The sequence below is a fragment of the Agromyces sp. H17E-10 genome (genome assembly GCF_022919715.1).
Taxonomy (GTDB): Bacteria; Actinomycetota; Actinomycetes; order Actinomycetales; family Microbacteriaceae; genus Agromyces.
The window spans coordinates 3,647,097-3,664,192 of record NZ_CP095042.1; the positions used below are offsets into that span (position 1 = coordinate 3,647,097).

14 protein-coding genes are annotated in these 17,096 nt (G+C 70.1%); 11 read left to right on the forward strand and 3 right to left on the reverse strand.

From position 1 onward, the window contains the following. The first annotated feature begins 151 nt into the window (after positions 1-151). Complete coding sequence (gene smc / locus MUN74_RS16485) at positions 152-3,673, forward strand: chromosome segregation protein SMC (protein WP_244853683.1); 3,522 nt, start codon at positions 152-154, stop codon at positions 3,671-3,673. A gap of 8 nt (positions 3,674-3,681) precedes the next feature. On the opposite strand, the gene MUN74_RS16490 is transcribed toward smc, so the two are convergent. Together MUN74_RS16490 and MUN74_RS16495 are read right to left on the reverse strand one after the other, a co-directional pair. Then, positions 3,682-5,343, reverse strand: coding sequence for an alpha-amylase family protein (locus MUN74_RS16490; RefSeq protein ID WP_244853685.1), 1,662 nt, complete (start codon positions 5,341-5,343; stop codon positions 3,682-3,684). Then, on the reverse strand, positions 5,340-6,308 hold the full coding sequence (locus MUN74_RS16495) for a TIGR03885 family FMN-dependent LLM class oxidoreductase (RefSeq protein WP_244853687.1): 969 nt from the start codon (positions 6,306-6,308) through the stop codon (positions 5,340-5,342). Before MUN74_RS16495 ends, MUN74_RS16490 begins: the two co-directional genes overlap by 4 nt. Positions 6,309-6,428: 120 nt before the next feature. Between MUN74_RS16495 and ftsY the strand changes: the two genes are divergently transcribed. The 4 genes from ftsY to MUN74_RS16515 all read left to right on the forward strand — a co-directional run bounded on the left by ftsY (position 6,429) and on the right by MUN74_RS16515 (position 10,007). Further along, positions 6,429-7,304 (forward strand): signal recognition particle-docking protein FtsY, encoded by an 876-nt coding sequence (gene ftsY / locus MUN74_RS16500; protein ID WP_244853689.1) that lies wholly within the window; start codon positions 6,429-6,431, stop codon positions 7,302-7,304. A 13-nt stretch (positions 7,305-7,317) separates the two neighbouring features. Next, complete coding sequence (locus MUN74_RS16505; RefSeq protein ID WP_244853690.1) at positions 7,318-7,806, forward strand: DUF2004 domain-containing protein; 489 nt, start codon at positions 7,318-7,320, stop codon at positions 7,804-7,806. A 72-nt stretch (positions 7,807-7,878) separates the two neighbouring features. Next, positions 7,879-9,468, forward strand: coding sequence for a signal recognition particle protein (ffh, locus tag MUN74_RS16510; protein ID WP_244853692.1), 1,590 nt, complete (start codon positions 7,879-7,881; stop codon positions 9,466-9,468). Between the two features lie 77 nt (positions 9,469-9,545). Beyond that, positions 9,546-10,007: a hypothetical protein gene (locus tag MUN74_RS16515; protein ID WP_244853694.1), complete on the forward strand. Its 462-nt coding sequence runs from the start codon at positions 9,546-9,548 to the stop codon at positions 10,005-10,007. A gap of 5 nt (positions 10,008-10,012) precedes the next feature. On the opposite strand, the gene MUN74_RS16520 is transcribed toward MUN74_RS16515, so the two are convergent. After that, entirely contained in the window at positions 10,013-11,158 is a 1,146-nt protein-coding gene (locus MUN74_RS16520; RefSeq protein ID WP_244853696.1) for a glutamate--cysteine ligase, read from the reverse strand. A gap of 183 nt (positions 11,159-11,341) precedes the next feature. Here MUN74_RS16520 and MUN74_RS16525 point away from each other — a divergent pair, with 183 nt between their 5' ends. The 6 genes from MUN74_RS16525 (at position 11,342) to MUN74_RS16550 (ending at position 17,069) form a co-directional block, all read left to right on the forward strand. Next, a complete protein-coding gene (locus MUN74_RS16525; RefSeq protein WP_244853697.1) occupies positions 11,342-12,004 on the forward strand; it encodes a GntR family transcriptional regulator in 663 nt (220 codons plus the stop codon). Positions 12,005-12,139: 135 nt separating this feature from the next. Continuing rightward, the gene (locus MUN74_RS16530; protein WP_244853698.1) at positions 12,140-13,324 is read left to right on the forward strand and encodes a branched-chain amino acid ABC transporter substrate-binding protein; all 1,185 of its coding nucleotides are present in this window, start codon (positions 12,140-12,142) and stop codon (positions 13,322-13,324) included. 77 nt (positions 13,325-13,401) lie between these two features. Further along, positions 13,402-14,289: a branched-chain amino acid ABC transporter permease gene (locus tag MUN74_RS16535; RefSeq protein WP_244856485.1), complete on the forward strand. Its 888-nt coding sequence runs from the start codon at positions 13,402-13,404 to the stop codon at positions 14,287-14,289. 1 nt (position 14,290) lies between these two features. After that, positions 14,291-15,487, forward strand: coding sequence for a branched-chain amino acid ABC transporter permease (locus MUN74_RS16540; RefSeq protein WP_244853699.1), 1,197 nt, complete (start codon positions 14,291-14,293; stop codon positions 15,485-15,487). Then, on the forward strand, positions 15,484-16,362 hold the full coding sequence (locus MUN74_RS16545) for an ABC transporter ATP-binding protein (protein ID WP_244853700.1): 879 nt from the start codon (positions 15,484-15,486) through the stop codon (positions 16,360-16,362). The genes MUN74_RS16540 and MUN74_RS16545 overlap by 4 nt, the downstream gene beginning before the upstream one ends. Next, positions 16,359-17,069 (forward strand): ABC transporter ATP-binding protein, encoded by a 711-nt coding sequence (locus MUN74_RS16550; RefSeq protein ID WP_244853702.1) that lies wholly within the window; start codon positions 16,359-16,361, stop codon positions 17,067-17,069. Before MUN74_RS16545 ends, MUN74_RS16550 begins: the two co-directional genes overlap by 4 nt. The last annotated feature ends 27 nt before the right edge of the window (positions 17,070-17,096 follow it).

The following is a 17,096-nucleotide window of genomic DNA, read 5'->3' on the forward strand; positions in this document are numbered from 1 at the left end:
TCGGCTCCCGAATGGGCAGCCGCCCAGACTACCCGCCGCGGCCGAGGGGTGACAAGAGGCGATCGCCGATGGTCGGCGCGCGTGCGCGGCTCCGGCCGGAACCTCGGCTACCGTAGTCCGCAGCGTTCTCGCGAACAGGAGAGGGTGGGACGTGTACCTGAAGAGCCTGACGCTCAAGGGCTTCAAGTCCTTCGCACAACCGACGACCTTCGCCTTCGAGCCCGGCGTGACCTGCATCGTCGGTCCGAACGGCTCGGGCAAGTCGAACGTCGTCGACTCCCTCGCCTGGGTCATGGGGGAGCAGGGGGCGAAGACGCTCCGCGGCGGCAAGATGGAGGACGTCATCTTCGCGGGCACCTCGACCCGCGGCCCGCTCGGCCGCGCCGAGGTGAGCCTCACGATCGACAACACCGACGGCGCCCTGCCGATCGAGTACACCGAGGTCACGATCTCACGCACCCTCTTCCGCAACGGCACGAGCGAGTACGCCATCAACGGCGACCAGTGCCGCCTGCTCGACGTGCAGGAGCTGCTCAGCGACTCGGGTCTCGGGCGCGAGATGCACGTCATCGTCGGCCAGGGCCAGCTCGACCAGGTGCTGCGCGCGACGCCCGAGGACCGCCGCGGCTTCATCGAGGAGGCTGCGGGCATCCTCAAGCACCGACGTCGCAAGGAGAAGACCCTCCGCAAGCTCGATGCGATGCAGACGAATCTCACGCGCCTCTCCGACCTCGCCGGCGAGATCCGGCGGCAGCTCAAGCCGCTCGGCCGTCAGGCCGAGGTCGCCCGCGAGGCTGCCACGATCGCCGCCGTCGTGCGCGATGCGAAGGCGCGCCTGCTCGCGGACGAGGTCGTGGGCCTTCGCCGCGCCCTCGAAGAGCACGGGAAGAGCGAGCACGAACGCCATGCCGAGCGGCTCGTGCTGCAGGAGCGGCTCGAACAGCACCAGATGAAGGTGACGGCGCTCGAGCAGGCCCAGGGCGGCGACGACGTCGACCGCGCCCGCTCCACGAGCTTCGCGCTCGAGCAGGCGCAGTCGAAGCTGCGGTCGCTCGATTCGCTCGCCCGCCAGCGCATCGCCCTCCTCGAGGGCGCGTCAGACGACACGGATGCCGCTCCGAGCGTCACCCGCGAGATGATCGACGCGGCAGTCGCCGAGCTCGAGGGCTTGCGCGACGGCATCGGCGCCGCGGCATCCTCGCTCGACCTCGCCCACGAGACGACGATGCGCACGCGGGCGGAACTCGACGCGGTCGACCAGGAGATCGCGCGCCAGTCGGCGCAGGTGTCGGCCTACGACCTCGAGCTCTCGAAGCTGTCGGGTCAGGCCGACTCGGCCGCCTCGAAGCTCGCCGCGGTGCGCGGCGAGGTGCTGCGCCACGCGAACGCGCTCGAGGCGTCTGCGGGGCGGCGCGAAGCCGCCGCCGCGGCGCTCGCCGAAGCCGAGGCGGCGGCCGGAATCGAGGAGTCCGCCGAGACCGACCTCGACGAGGCGTACGAGCTCGCGCAGGCCGCCGTGTTCGAGAGCGAGGCGGAGATCGAGCGGATCCGCGAGGAGCTGCACGGCCGCGAACGCGAGCACGGCGCCCTCAGCGCGCGGACCCAGGCGCTCTCGCTCGCCCTCGACCAGAAGGACGGCTCCGCCGCTCTCGTCGCCGCCCGCGTCGACGGCGTCCGCGGACTGCTCGCCGAGTCGATGCAGGTCGAACCCGGGTTCGAGGCGGCGATCGCCGCGGCACTGGGGTCGCTCGCCGACGCAGTCCTCGTCGACGACCGCGAGGCCGCGTATCGGGCGCTCGATCGCGCCGAGCAGGGCGAGCTGGGGCGCGTCGCGCTCGCGGTCGCCGAGCCGGGCCGCGCCTCCGCGGTCGACGCCGTCTCCGTCGAGGGGCTCACGCCCGCGGCATCCGTCGTCACCGCCCCAGCCGGCGTGCGCGGCCTCCTCGCCGAGGTGCTCGTCGCGGACGACCTCGCCGCGGCCCGTGCCGCGGAGCCGGCGCTCGCCGCGCTCGATCGGCCGGTCACGGTCATCACGCGCGACGGCACCGTGATCGGGCGATTCGTCGTCCGCGGTGGCTCAGGGCGCAAGCAGAGCCGCATCGAGCTCATCGCCGAACGGGACCGCGCCGCAGCCCGCCTCGAGGAGGTGCGCGGCGAGATCGAACGCAGCCGTGCCGAGCTCGCCGAACAGCGGCAGCTCGTCGAGCAGTCGAAGGAGCAGTCCAAGCGTGCGCTCGCCGCGCTGCGCGAGTTCGACGCGCAGCTCGCCCAGCGCACCGAACGCCTGAATCGCGCGCGGGTCCAGGCCGAGGCCGCCGAAGCGGAGTCGGAGCGACTGCAGCAGGCCGCCGCGAACGCCGAGGAGCGGGTCGCCGAGGCCGAGCGCGCCGCCGACGAGGCGAAGGCCGCCGTCGAGGCGGCCCGTGCCGTGCCGCGGCCGGTGCTCGACGTGTCGGTGCGCGACGGCGCGCTCGCGTCGGTCGAGACGGCGCGCGAGGCCGAGGTCGAGGCGAAGCTCAAGCTCGAGACCGCGAAGGAGCGCGTGCGGGCCGAAGAGGCTCGGATCCGTGCGATGGAGACGCAGTTCGACCAGGAGCGCCGTGCCGCCGAGGAGGCCGCGCGCCGGGCCGTGATCCGTCGGGCCCAGCTGGATGCCGCCCGTCGTGTCGCCGGAGCACTGCCGCCGGCGCTCGCCTCGGTCGACGCCTCGGTCGCCGAGGCGCGCGTTGCGCTCGGCCGCGCCGAGGCCGAGCGCGCGAGTCGCAACGAGGAGCTCCAGTCCGTGCGCCGCGAAGAGGCCGCCGTGCGCGAGCGCCTGCAGTCGGTCACCGAGGACGTGCACGGGCTCGAGCTGCGCATCTACGAGAAGAAGCTGCACGTCACGGGCCTCGTCGAGCGCGCCGAGTCCGAGCTCGGCCTCGACGAGACGGTGCTCATCGCCGAGTACGGTCCCGAGCAGCCCGTCCCAGCAGAGACGGAGGACGGGGAGGACGTGCCGTTCCGTCGCGAGGAGCAGCAACGCAGACTCGCGGTCGCCGAGCGCAAGTACGCGCAGCTCGGTCGAGTCAACCCGCTCGCGCTCGAGGAGTTCGCCGCGCTCGAGCAGCGGCATCAGTTCCTGAGCGAGCAGCTCACCGACCTCGCGAACACGCGCAAGGACCTGCTGACGATCATCGAGGAGATCGACGGCAAGATGGAGTCCATCTTCCGCAGCGCGTTCGACGACACGAAGGCCGCGTTCGCCGAGGTGTTCCCGGTGCTCTTCCCCGGTGGCGCCGGCAGCATCTCGCTCACGAACCCCGACGACATGCTGACGACGGGCATCGAGGTGAGCGTGAAGCCCGCCGGCAAGAAGATCGAGCGGCTCTCGCTGCTCTCGGGCGGGGAGCGCTCGCTCGCGGCGGTCGCACTGCTCATGGCGATCTTCAAGGCGCGCCCCAGCCCGTTCTACATCATGGACGAGGTCGAGGCGGCCCTCGACGACGCGAACCTCGGGCGCCTCCTCACGACGTTCGAGAGCCTGCGCGACGCGAGCCAGCTCATCGTGATCACCCACCAGAAGCGCACGATGGAGATCGCCGACGCGCTCTACGGCGTCTCGATGCGCCAGGACGGCGTCTCGGCGGTCGTCGGCCAGCGGGTTCGCGAGGAGCGCGAGGAGCGCGCGAGCTGACCGCGGGCTCAGGTGAGTCGTCGGTCGTCGGTCTCCACGATGCGGAACCAGCGGTAACCGTACGCCTCGAGGTGCACCTCGATGCGCCCGCGCTCGTCGAGCGGGTAGGTGTCGGGCGCGAAGAGGTCGGAGAGGACCGCGTCGGGTGCGACGGGGCCGAGCTCGAGCGGCACGAGGACGGGCGTGGGCGCGAAGTTGTGCACGGCGACGAACCGCCCGACGTCGGCCGTGATGCGGTGGGCGAGCACCTGGTGCGCCTCGGCCGGCAGCACGTCGAGCTCGCCCCAGCCGATCTCGGGGGAGCTGCGGTACCTCGTCGCGAGGCGCTTGATGAACGAGAGCAGTGAGTCCGGGTCGTGCATCTGCGCCTCGACGTTCACGTGCTCCGGTGCGTAGCCGTCGGTCGGCGGCGACGCGACGAGCCGCGACGGGATCGCCCGGGAGAATCCGCCGTTGCGTTCGTCGGTCCACTGCATCGGGGTGCGCACGGACTGCCGGCCCTCCTGCGCGAGGTTCTCGCCCATGCCGATCTCCTCGCCGTAGAACAGCACGGGCGTGCCGGGAAGCGAGAAGAGCAGGCTGTAGACGAGGCGGATGCGGCGGGGGTCGCCGTCGAGCATCGGGGGCAGGCGACGGACGATGCCGCGGTCGTACACGCGCATCCGCTCGTCGGGTGCGAACGCGTCGAACACCTCGGCCCGCTCGGACTCGGAGAGCTTGTCGAGGGTGAGCTCGTCGTGGTTCCGCACGAAGTTCGCCCACTGCGCCTCGGGCTCGATCGGCGGGCGCCGCTCGAGCGTCGCAGCGAGGGGCCGCGCGTCCTCCCGGGCCAGCGACAGGTAGAGCGCCTGCATGCCGAGGAAGTCGAACTGCATCGTGAGCTCGGCCGCATCGCCGGCCCGCCCGAAGTAGTCGAGCTGCTCGGCATAGGGCAGGTTGACCTCGCCGAGCAGCACCGCGTCGCTCGAGCGTCGCTGCAGGAACCGGCGCAGGTCTCGGAGGAACTCGTGCGGGTCGCCGATGTCGACGCCGTCGGGCGGTTCGATCAGGAACGGCACGGCATCGACCCGGAAGCCCGAGATGCCGAGCTCGAGCCAGAAGCCCACCGTCTTCGCGATCTCGTCGCGCACCGCGGCGTTCGCGATGTTGAGGTCGGGCTGGTGGCGGTAGAAGCTGTGCAGGTAGTACTGGCCGGCGCGCTCGTCGAACTCCCAGACGGAGTGCTCCTCGCCCGGGAAGACCGCGTTCGGCTGCTTCGGCGGGTCGTCCTGCCACACGTACCAGTCGCGGAAGGGCGAGTTCCGGCTCCGACGTGCCGACCTGAACCAGGGATGCCGCGTCGAGGTGTGGTTCATGACGAGGTCGATGATCACCCGCATACCCCGGTCGCGAGCGGTGCGGGTGAACTCCGCGACATCGCCGAGCGAGCCCAGCCGCGGGTCGACGCCGAAGAAGTCCGTGATGTCGTAGCCGTCGTCGCGGTCGGGCGTCGGCTGGAAGGGCATGAGCCAGATACAGGTCACGCCGAGCTCGGCGAGGTGGTCGAGGCGGTGGGCGAGCCCCTCGAAGTCGCCGGACCCGTCGTCGTTCCAGTCCATGTACGTCTCGACGTCGAGGCAGTACACGACCGCCGTCTTCCACCAGAGGTCGCTGCGATCGGTGATCTTCACGCGGTCACCGCCTCGAGGTCGGGCACGACCCGATCACCGAACACGTCGATGAACTCGGCCTGCTCGGTGCCGACGTGGTGCAGGTAGATGCGGTCGACGCCGAGCTCGGCGATCCGTGTGAGGTGGTCGAGATGGCGGGACGGATCGGACGACACGACGAGGGTGCCCGCGACCTCGTCGGGCGTGGCATCCGCGGTGCGGGCGTCGAAGTCCTCGGGCCGCTCGAGCTCCCACGAGAGGTGAGCGGGCACGAGGCTCTGCCGCCACTGGTCGTGGGCGATGGCGAGTGCCTCGTCGTCGGTCCGCGCCCAGCTCAGGTGCACCTGCACCGCGATCGGGCCGCGGCCGCCGGCGCCGCGGTAGGCGTCGATGAACGAGCGGAGCGTCTCAGGCGACTGGTCGACGGTGATGACGCCGTCGGACCATCCCGCCGCCTCGTGTGCCGTCTCGGCGCTCACGGCGGCGGCGAGGAGCGGCGCCGGCACCGCCGGCCGGCTCCACACGCGTGCGCGATCGACACGGACGAGGCCGTCGGTCGACACCTCTTCGCCCGCGAGCAGCCGGCGCATCACGTCGACGGTCTCGACGAGCCGCGCGTCGCGCACGTCCTTCGCGGGCCAGTCGTCGCCCGTGACGTGCTCGTTGATCGCCTCGCCGCTGCCCAGCGCCGCCCAGAAGCGTCCCGGGTACATCTCGGCGAGCGTGGCGATCTTCTGCGCGGCGACCGCCGGGTGATAGCGCTGCCCGGGGGCGGTCACGACGCCGAGCGAGAACCGGGTCGCCTCGAGGGCAGCTCCGAGCCAGCTCCACGCGTATCCCGAATGCCCCTGCCGGACGCTCCATGGCGCGAGGTGGTCACTGCACATCGCCGCCCCGAACCCTGCCTGCTCGGCGCGCTTCACGGCGTCGAGCAGTCGGGCGGGCGACAGCTGTTCGTGCGAGGCGTGGAAGCCCACGATCGTCATCCGCGCTCCTTCCGATGCCCCGAGACTTCCGGCGGGCGGGGCTCGCGGCAACCCCTTGCACGGTCGCGGTCGGCCGTGCAACGGGAGCCGCGGCATCTCCGCCACCCGTAGGCTGGAGTCATGGCAGAACGTTCTTCATGGTCGCTCGGCAACGCCCTGCGCGGCATCTTCGGGGCGAAGACGATCGACGAGGACACGTGGGACGACCTCGAGGCGGCGCTCATCACGGCCGACTTCGGCCCGGCGGTGACCGAGGAGATCGTCGATCGGATCAGGGCACAGGTCGAGCGGTACAAGACGACCGACCCGAAGGACGTGCAGCGGATGCTGCGCGAGATCGTCGAGGAGCGGCTGTCGAAGTACGACCCGACGCTGAAGCTGACCGAGCGGCCCGCGGTCGTGCTCGTCGTCGGGGTCAACGGCGTCGGCAAGACGACGACGATCGGCAAGTTCGCACGCTTCCTGCGCACGTACGACCGCTCGGTCGTGGTCGGCGCGGCCGACACCTTCCGTGCGGCCGCGGTCGACCAGCTCGCGACCTGGGCCGAGCGCGCGGGCGTCGGCATCGTGCGGCCGGAGCGTGAGGGCCAGGACCCGGCGTCGGTCGCGTTCCAGACCGTCGACAAGGCCAAGCAGGACGGCACCGAGATCGTCATCATCGACACCGCCGGCCGCCTGCACACGAAGGGCGGGCTCATGGACGAGCTCGGCAAGATCAAGCGCGTCGTCGAGAAGCAGGCGCCCATCAGCGAGGTGCTGCTCGTGCTCGACGCGACGACCGGCCAGAACGGGTTGGCGCAGGCCGAGGCCTTCATCGAGCACGGGGGAGTGACGGGCCTCGTGCTGACGAAGCTCGACGGCTCGGCGAAGGGCGGCTTCGTGCTCGCCGTGCAGGAGAAGACGGGCCTGCCCATCAAGCTCATCGGGCAGGGCGAGGGCATCGGAGACCTCACGGGCTTCACCCCGCACGTGTTCGCCCAGAAGCTCGTCGGATAAGGAGCATCCAGCCATGTCACTCGAACACGACTACTTCGGACTCGTCGGCGACTACTGGTCGGAGACGTTCGAGTACGCCGATCAGCGCGTCGAGGTCGTGCTCGACGCCGACGCCGACCTCGTGTCGATCGCCGCGCTCGACGTGGCGTCGGCGATGGTCGGCGAGCTCGAGCTCATCGACGACGAGCTGCGGCAGGCTTTCGTCAGCCAGCTCGACACGAAGAGCTCGCCCGTCGTGCGCTACCTCGACACGGTGCTCGACCCCGAACTCGAACAGGCCGATGACATCGATGCCGCCATCGGCCGCGAGTCGGGCGACCGCCAGGTCGACGCGTTGCGGTCGATGAGCCTCGTGCGCGTCGACCTGCGGCCCGACGCCGACGAACCTGGCGACGCCTTCGCCGAGTACGAGTACGCGCTCGCACCCGACGACACCGACGAGCGTCTCATCGTCGCGATCGACCTCGAACGCGAGATCGTCGACGTGCGGTTCGAGGGCTGACGACCCGCTCGGACACGGGCATCGGCCCGCGCAGCGGGGAGGCATCCGGACTCGCCTAGAATCGAAGGCACCATGGCTACCTTCGGAAACCTGTCTGACCGCCTCGCCGAGACCTTCAAGAACCTCCGCACCAAGGGCAAGCTCTCCGCATCCGACGTCGACGGCACCGTCCGCGAGATCCGTCGGGCGCTGCTCGACGCCGACGTCTCGCTCGACGTGGTCAAGCAGTTCACGGCGCACGTGCGCGAGCGCGCACTGAGCGACGAGGTCAACAAGGCGCTGAACCCCGCCCAGCAGGTCGTGCAGATCGTCAACGACGAGCTCGTCGCCATCCTCGGTGGCCAGCAGCGCCGCCTGCAGTTCGCGAAGAACCCGCCCACGGTCATCATGCTCGCGGGCCTCCAGGGCGCCGGCAAGACGACGCTCGCGGGCAAGCTCGCGAAGCACCTCGCGAAAGAGGGGCACACGCCGCTCCTGGTCGCGAGCGACCTGCAGCGCCCGAACGCCGTGAACCAGCTCCAGGTGGTCGGTTCGCAGGCGGGTGTGCCCGTGTACGCGCCCGAGCCCGGCAACGGCGTCGGCGACCCGGTCAAGGTCGCGAAGGACGGCGTCGCCGAAGCGCGTCGCGCCCAGCACGACGTGGTCATCATCGACACCGCCGGCCGCCTCGGCGTCGACGCCGAGATGATGAAGCAGGCCTCGAACATCCGCAAGGCGACCGACCCCGACGAGGTGCTCTTCGTCATCGACGCGATGATCGGTCAAGACGCGGTCGCGACGGCGAAGGCCTTCCAGGAGGGCGTCGACTTCACGGGCGTCGTGCTGTCGAAGCTCGACGGTGACGCGCGCGGCGGCGCCGCGCTCTCGGTCGCCTCGGTGACCGGCCGGCCGATCATCTTCGCGTCGACCGGTGAGGGCCTCGACGACTTCGAGCCCTTCCACCCCGACCGCATGGCGAGCCGCATCCTCGACCTCGGCGACATCCTCACCCTCATCGAGCAGGCCCAGCAGGCCTTCGACGAAGAAGAGGCGCTCAAGGTCGCCGAGAAGCTCGCGAAGGAGCAGTTCACCCTCGAGGACTTCCTTGCGCAGATGCAGCAGCTGCGCGGCGCGGGCTCGATCAAGAAGATGCTCGGCATGCTGCCGGGCGCGGGCGGCATGAAGCAGCAGCTCGAGAACTTCGACGAGCGCGAGATCGTGCGCACCGAGGCGATCATCCAGTCGATGACGCCGGCCGAGCGCAAGAACACGAAGCTGCTCAACGGCTCGCGCCGCCTGCGTATCGCGAAGGGCTCGGGCATGACCGTCACCGACGTGAACCAGCTCGTGCAGCGCTTCGAACAGGCCGCCAAGATGATGAAGACCGTCGCCCGCGGCGGCGTGCCGCAGATCCCCGGCATGGGCCCGATCCCGGGCGCCGGCGGCTACGGGGGCGGCAAGCGCCAGGCGGCCAAGGCGAAGAAGAAGTCGGGCGGCTCGCGCTCGGGCAACCCCGCGAAGCGTGCAGCCGAGAACGCCGCGATCGCGTCGGGCGTCACGCCCGCGGGCCAGGGCGCTGCGCCCACCGGCTCGGGCTTCGGGCTCGGCGGCGGCGGAGCGAAGCAGGGCCAGCCGAGCGAGCAGGACCTGGCGGCGATGCAGAAGCTGCTCGGCGGCCGCTAGCCCGCCGACGAGAGGGCGTCAAGCACCGGGCAGAGTCGCCATTGACTGCGCGAATGCTGAGCGAATAGGTTCAGCGCGTGGGCGATGGGAACGGCGACGCAGTGACCGAAGATGCAGCTGGCATTGCGGCCGATCGTGAGCAGGATGCTGGCGGATCCGGCCAGGGCTGGATCGTTGCGATTTCGGCCATGCTCGGTGCGGTGATCTTCATCGCTGGAGGGATCGTCTCGACGATGAGTCGTATGGACGGCGGTGAGGTTTGGGCCGCCATCCTCGCTCTCGTTCTCAGCGGTGCGCTGGTGTGGCTGCACCGGATGCAGCCCAAGTTGGTTCTTTTCTCGAGCTATGTGGCGCTTCTGCTGATGATCGTTGCCTCGATCTGGTTCATCGGGGTGGTCGATCCGTCCCCGACCCACCAGTCGCTCTTCATATACGTGCTGATGTACGGAGCAACGAGCTTGTTCTCCGCATCGGTGGTCGCATTCGTCATCGGTGCGAAGCTGTTCTCGGCACGACCTGCGAGCAGATCTCGAACCTAGTCGCGTCAGTCGCCGTCCATGCCCTCGCGCAGTTCTTGCGCGAGGTGCGCGACCACGGCCTTCAGGTCGCCGCCGGATGCCTCGGCGACGTCCACCTGCCGCTTGGCACTCGCCCCCGCGGCGACCATGTGCGCGACCTCGGCGAGCTCGCGCTCGCAGCCGAGGCGCGCAGCGACGGGCGCCAGGGTCTCGACGAGCCCCAGCAGGTCGGCGGAGACGGGGCGCTCCGACCCCGTGGCATCCGTGATCACCACGGCCTCGAGGCCGTACCGGGCAGCCCGCCACTTGTTCTCGCGGGTGTACCAGGGCTGCAGCACCTCGAGCGGTTCGCCGTGGTCGAGGCGCGTCGACATCCACTCGACGAGACACTGCACGAGTGCGCCGATCGCGCCGAGCTCGCGCGCGGTCGACACGCCGTCGCACACGCGCACCTCGATCGTGCCCCAGCGCGGCGACGGCCGGATGTCCCAGCGCACCTCGCTGTGGTCCTCGATGACGCCCGTGCGTCGAAGGTCGTCGACGTAGCGCTCGTAGGCCGCCCAGTCGTCGAGCCGATAGGGGAGCCCCGCGGTCGGCAGCTGCTGGAACATGAGCGCGCGGTTCGAGGCGTAGCCGGTCTCGACGCCGGCCCAGTACGGGCTCGAGGCGCTGAGCGCCTGCAGGTGCGGCAGGTAGGTGAGCATGCCGTCGAGGATCGGCAGCGCCTTGTCGCGGTCGTCGACGCCGACGTGGACGTGCACGCCCCATATCATCATGTTGCGACCCCACCAGCGGGTGCGCTCGATGAGCTTGTGGTACCTGGGTTTGTCGGTGAGGTGCTGGTCGTACCACTGGCTGAACGGGTGCGATCCCGCGCAGATGAGCTCGTAGTCGCCGAGCTGTTCGACGACGGTGCGCACCTCGGCGAGCTGGTGCTCGAGGTCGGCGACGGCCGCCGGCACGGTCGCGTGCACGCTCGACACGAGCTCGACGGTGTTGGTGAGCAGCTCGGAGGTGATGAACGGGTGCTGACCGCCCGGACTGATCGAGTCGAGCATCGCGAGCACCCGGTCGCCGACGGAGGCGAGCTCGCCCGTCGCGCGGTCGACGATCGCGATCTCCCATTCGAGGCCGACCGTCGATCGCGGCGACCTGGCGAACTCGATCGGCATGCGCGGTCCTCCCCGTGCGGGCCGCCGGGCGGGACCCGTGGGGCAATCATGACACGCGCCGACGTCACGGGCGCGGGTGCGTCGTCGCGTGACACGACCCCGTTCGGGGGTGACCGGCTGCGGTGCGGAACCGCTCGAGTGGCTTACGATGTGCCACATGACGTATCACGTGGGCGGTGCGCGATGAGCCCCGAGCCGATCCGCCTCCTCGAGGTGCAGAGCCTCCGCGAGCAGGTCGAGCGTACGCTGTCGTCGCGCATCGTCGCCGGTGAGTTCGCACCCGGCACCGTGCTGACCGTGCCGACCCTGGCCAACGAGTTCGGCGTGAGCGCGACCCCCGTGCGCGAGGCCATGCTGAACCTCGCGCGCCGGGGGTTCCTGAGCCCCATCCGCAATCGCGGATTCCGGGTGACCGAGGTCTCCGACGACGAGCTTCGCGAGCTCCGCGAGGTGCGCGTGCTGCTCGAGGCGCCGCCGATGCGCACGATCGCGGGCCGGTTGCCCGCCGACACCGTCGATGCGCTCAACGCCCTCGCCGACGAGATCGTCGCCGCGGGACGCGAGGGCCGCTTCGAGGACTACCTCGAGGCCGACACGGCCTTCCACCTCGCATTGCTCGAACTGACCGGCAACGGGCATCTCGTGCGGCTCGTGCGCGAGCTCCGTCAGCAGACCCGCCTCGTCGGCCTCGTCGACCTCGCCGAGACCGACGCGCTCGCGGCGTCGTCACTCGAGCACGCGGAGCTCGTACGTCTGCTCGTGGCCGGAGACGGCGAAGGGGCCGAGGCGCTCATGCGCCGTCACATCGGCCACGTCGCGGGACTCTGGAGCGGCCGCGACGAGTAGCGCGCCCGGGGTGCCGGGGCCCCGGCTTGCATGACCGCTCATCGTGAGTAATATGTCACGTACCGCTCGGCGCGGCGTGGCACCAAGCGACGCGAGCCCGAGGTCATGCAATGACGCAGACAGAGGAGAGTCCCCATGTCCCACGCTCCACGGCGCCGCACGCGCCTCTTGCAGTTCGCCGCCGCGGCGAGCCTCGTGATCGCCACCGCCGGCTGCTCGGGCGGCCTCGGCGGCGGAGGCTCCGACAGCGGGTCCGACGAGGGCCCCATCAAATTCGGCATGCTCGCACCGTTCTCGGGCAGCGAGTCGGCGTTCGGCGACTACATGAAGAACGGCGCCCAGCTCGCCGTGAACGAGCTCAACGCCGACGGCGGGGTGCTGGGTCGTGACCTCGAGCTCGTCGTCGAGGACGACGCGTGCGACGCGACGACCGCCGTCGCCGGTGCCAACAAGCTCGTGACCGACGGCGTCGTCGCCTCAGTCGGCGGCTACTGCTCGGGCGCGACCCTGCCCACCCTGCCGATCTTCGACGAGGCCGGCATCCCGATGGTCATCCCCGCGGCGAACTCGAACGAGCTCGTCGAGCAGCAGCTCCCCGGGGTGTTCCTCATCAACGGCACGGGCACGCAGCAGGCCCTCGCCGCGGTCACCTACTCCGAGAAGATCGGTGCGAAGACCGTCGCCGCGATCGACGACGCGACCGCGTACTCGGCCGACCTCGCCGCATCCTTCGTCGAGCAGGCCACCGACGCCGGACTCGACGTCGCGTTCGAGGCCACCATCACGCCGGGGGAGAACGACTACTCCGCGGTCGCGACGCAGCTCGCGAACGAGCAGCCCGACCTCGTGTACTGGACGGGCTACTACCAGGAGGGCGGCCTCATCGCCCGTCAGGCGAAGGACGCCGGATTCGACGGCGTGTTCCTCGTCGGCGACGGCTCGGTCGACGCCAAGTTCGCCGAGATCGCGGGCAAGGGCTACACCGAGAACGTCGTGGGCACCTTCACCCAGACGCCCGACATGATCGAGGGCGCCGACCAGTGGATCGCCGACTACACCGAGCTCGCCGGCGCCGCGCCCGGCCCGTACTCGACGCAGTCGTACGACGCCGTGCGCGTCATGGCGCAGGCCATCGAGGACGCAGGCTCGACCGACTTCGACAAGGTCGTCGCCGGACTCGAGGGACTGAAGGACTTCGACACCTTCGCGGGTCCGCTGACCTTCACCGACGACCACACCCTCTCGGGCGGCGGCTTCGTCATCGTCGCGATCGACCCGGCGACGGGTGCGTTCGTGCTGAAGGACGACCTGCAGGATTGAGCCGACGGGGCCGGGGGTGAGAGTCCCCGGCCCCGCCGCCAATCCCCAGGCCCGGCGGAAAGGACACCGCTGTCGTGATGCAACTCATCTGGAACGGCCTCATCGTGGGCTCGTTCTACGCCCTCGTCGCGCTCGGCTACAGCATGGTCTACGGGATCATCAAGCTGCTGAACTTCGCGCACGGCGACATCTACATGCTCGGCGCCTTCGTCGGGTTCTTCACCCTCTCGGCGTTCGGCATCTCGAACGAGACGTCGATCCCGCTGCTGCTCGTCATCATGCTGCTCTCGATGGTGACCACGGGGCTCATCGGCGTCGGCATCGAACGGATCGCCTACCGGCCGCTGCGGAACAGCCCACGTCTCGCGGTGCTCATCACCGCGATCGGCGTGTCGTTCACGCTCGAGTACGGCGTGCGCCAGCTCTTCGGCCCGAACCCCGAGGCGTTCCCCATCCGGCTCGAATCGAGCGGGTTCGACGTGCTCGGCATGCGTATCACGGCCTCGCAGCTCGTGCTCGTGGTGATCGCCGCGGTACTCATGCTCGTGCTCGCGCACATCGTCGAACGCACGAGCCAGGGCCGCGCGATGCGCGCGATCGCGCTCGACCCGCAGGGCGCCCAGCTCATGGGCGTCAACGTCAACCGGGTCATCGCGACGGTGTTCTTCATCGGCTCGGCGCTCGCCGGTGCCGCGGGCGTCATGGCGGGCGCCTATTACGGGTCGATCGACTTCCTGATGGGCTTCATCATCGGGCTCAAGGCGTTCACCGCGGCCGTCATCGGGGGCATCGGCAACCTGTACGGCGCGATGCTCGGCGGGCTGCTGCTCGGCCTCCTCGAGTCGTTCGGCTCCGCGTGGTTCGGGGGCGAGTGGCGCGACGTGTTCTCGTTCGCGTTCCTCATCCTGTTCCTGACCTTCAAACCCACCGGGCTCCTCGGGGCTCGCGTCGTCGAGAGGATGTGACATGGCCACGCGACTCGACCATGCGCTCAAGCACGCACCGTTGCGTGCGCCCTCGCCGCTCTTCGACCGGCCGCGTGCACCACGTGGCGTGTTCACGTCGCAGACCGGATTCCTCCGCGCGCTCGGCGGACTCGCCGTCGTGCTCCTGCTGGTGCTGCCGTTCCTCGACGCCTCCCGCTACACGATGTCGATCGCGACGAGCGCGCTCATCTACGTCATGCTCTGCATGGGTCTCAACGTGGTGGTGGGCTTCGCCGGGCTCCTCGACCTCGGGTACATCGCGTTCTTCGCCGTGGGCGCCTACGTCTCGGGCATCTTCACGACGGTGCTCGGGTTCCCGATGTGGCTCGCGCTCATCGCGACGATCTGCGCGTGCGTGCTGGCCGGCATCATCATCGGCGCGCCGACCCTGCGGCTCAGGAGCGACTACCTCGCGATCGTGACGCTCGGGTTCGGCGAGATCATCCGCATCACCGCGAACAACCTCGAGATCACCGGCGGTCCGAGCGGCATCCACGGCATCCCGTCCTGGGAGTTCGGCGGCTGGAGCTTCGACGACGGCTTCTCGATCGGCGGCATCGAGTTCCCCGGCTACGTGGTGTTCTACTACTTCGTCGCGCTCGTCGTGGTCGTCGTCGGCGTCATCGGCGCCGGCCGGCTCGGCAAGGGCAAGATGGGCCGGGCCTGGAAGGCCGTGCGCGACGACGAGGACGCCGCCGAGGCGATGGGCATCAACACCTACGTCGCGAAGATCTCGGCGTACATCATCGGCGCCGTGTGGGCCGGCATGGCCGGGCAGCTCATGGCGACCCACCTGTCGGCGATCAGCCCGAACAGCTTCCAGTTCCTGTACTCGGCCCTCATCCTGATGGCGGTCGTGCTCGGCGGCATGGGATCCACGCCCGGCGTCATCATCGGCGCGCTCTTCGTCTCGCTCGCGCCCGAGCTGCTGCGCGACTTCGCCGAGTGGCGGTTCCTCATCTTCGGCGTGCTGCTCGTCGTCGTCATGCTGTTCCGCCCGGCGGGCCTCTGGCCGGCGACGGCGGTGCTGCCGTGGCTCAAGCGGCAGAAGCCGCAGCCGCCGCCGTTCACATCGGCCGTCTCCGCGATCGACGGCGAACCCACCGTGCCGCCGAGCGTGATGGAGTCGGTCGACGGCCTGCCCGCGACCGACGCCGAGGAGGGGAGGCAGCCGTGAGCGCACTCCTGGAGGTCCGCGACCTGCGCCTGCAGTTCGGCGGCGTCAAGGCCGTCGACGGCCTGAGCTTCGAGGTCCGCGAGGGCGAGATCCTCGCCGTCATCGGCCCGAACGGCGCCGGCAAGACGAGCGCGTTCAACTGCATCTCGGCGTTCTACCTGCCGACGTCGGGCTCGGTCGAGTTCGACGGCAACCGCATCGTGCGCGAGGTGCCGGCCTTCTGGCGCAATCTCGGCCTCACGCACCTGCTGCAGAGCTTCGGCTTCTACCGGGTGCTGCCGTCGCGCGTGACGAAGTGGGGCATGGCCCGCACGTTCCAGAACCTGCGGCTCTTCCGCGAGCTCAGCGTGCTCGACAACGTCAAGACGGCGATGCACGCGAACCTGCGCGAGGGGTTCTGGTCGACGCTCCTGCACACGCCGGGCTATCGACGGGCGGAGGCCGCGTGCGCCCGCGAGGCGCGCGGCTGGCTCGACTTCGTCGGCTTCGCCGAGGACGAGAACCTCTACGTGACGCAGCTGCCGTACGGCGAGCAGCGGCGCGTCGAGATCGCCCGGGCGCTCGCGACGAGCCCGAAGCTGCTGCTGCTCGACGAGCCCGCCGCGGGCCTCAACTTCAACGAGAAGCAGTCGCTCATGGAGCTGATCCGCAAGATCCGCGGCATGGGGGTCGCCGTCGTGCTGATCGAGCACGACATGGGCCTCGTCATGGAGCTGGCCGAGCGCATCGTCGTGCTGAACTACGGCAAGGAGATCGCCGACGGCACGCCCGACCAGATCAAGAACGACCCGGTCGTGATCGAGGCGTACCTCGGCGTCGACGAGGAGGAGGGCGGCGCCGCGAGCGCCGTCCAGGCGGACGGAGGCCGGTCATGAGCGTGCTCGAGGTGAACGAGGCCGACGTCTACTACGGCCGGGTGCATGCCCTGCGCGGGCTCAGCTTCTCGGTCGACGAAGGCGAGATCGTGTGCCTGCTCGGCAACAACGGCGCCGGCAAGTCGACGACGATGAACATGCTCTCGGGGCTCGTACGGCCGAAGTCGGGTCAGGTGCGCTGGAACGACCTCGACCTCGCCACCGAGAAGCCGTGGAACATCGTGTCGGCGGGCCTGCTCCACGTGCCCGAGGGGCGCCGCATCTTCTCGACCATGACGGTGCACGAGAACCTGCTGCTCGGCGGCTACACCGTGCGCGACAAGAAGGCGATCGCGACCCGGCTCGACGAGGTGTACGAGCTCATGCCGAGACTGGCCGAGCGCCGCAGGCAGCAGGGCGGCACCCTCTCGGGCGGCGAGCAGCAGATGGTCGCGATCGGGCGGGCCCTGATCGGCGGGCCGAAGCTCCTCCTCCTCGACGAGCCCTCGATGGGGCTGGCCCCGCTCATCGTCAAGCAGGTGATGGAGATCATCCAGCAGGTGAACGCCCAGGGCACGACCGTGCTGCTCGTCGAGCAGAACGCGCGCGCGGCCCTCAAGATCGCGCATCGCGCGTACGTCGTCGAGACCGGCGCGGTGACCCTGTCGGGTCCCGCCGCCGAGCTCGCCGCCGACCCGCGCGTCGTCGAGGCCTACCTGGGCGCGTGAGCGGGCTGCGCGCACCCGTCGGTTCTG

What these genes read in the sequence shown, in the direction of transcription:
- MUN74_RS16535 (WP_244856485.1), top strand. Translation starts at nt 13,402, where the DNA reads ATGCAACTCATCTGGAACGGCCTCATCGTGGGCTCGTTCTACGCCCTC.
- MUN74_RS16505 (WP_244853690.1), top strand. Translation starts at nt 7,318, where the DNA reads ATGTCACTCGAACACGACTACTTCGGACTCGTCGGCGACTACTGGTCG.
- MUN74_RS16520 (WP_244853696.1), bottom strand. Translation starts at nt 11,158, where the DNA reads ATGCCGATCGAGTTCGCCAGGTCGCCGCGATCGACGGTCGGCCTCGAA.
- MUN74_RS16540 (WP_244853699.1), top strand. Translation starts at nt 14,291, where the DNA reads ATGGCCACGCGACTCGACCATGCGCTCAAGCACGCACCGTTGCGTGCG.
- ffh (WP_244853692.1), top strand. Translation starts at nt 7,879, where the DNA reads ATGGCTACCTTCGGAAACCTGTCTGACCGCCTCGCCGAGACCTTCAAG.
- MUN74_RS16530 (WP_244853698.1), top strand. Translation starts at nt 12,140, where the DNA reads ATGTCCCACGCTCCACGGCGCCGCACGCGCCTCTTGCAGTTCGCCGCC.
- MUN74_RS16525 (WP_244853697.1), top strand. Translation starts at nt 11,342, where the DNA reads ATGAGCCCCGAGCCGATCCGCCTCCTCGAGGTGCAGAGCCTCCGCGAG.
- MUN74_RS16495 (WP_244853687.1), bottom strand. Translation starts at nt 6,308, where the DNA reads ATGACGATCGTGGGCTTCCACGCCTCGCACGAACAGCTGTCGCCCGCC.
- ftsY (WP_244853689.1), top strand. Translation starts at nt 6,429, where the DNA reads ATGGCAGAACGTTCTTCATGGTCGCTCGGCAACGCCCTGCGCGGCATC.
- MUN74_RS16550 (WP_244853702.1), top strand. Translation starts at nt 16,359, where the DNA reads ATGAGCGTGCTCGAGGTGAACGAGGCCGACGTCTACTACGGCCGGGTG.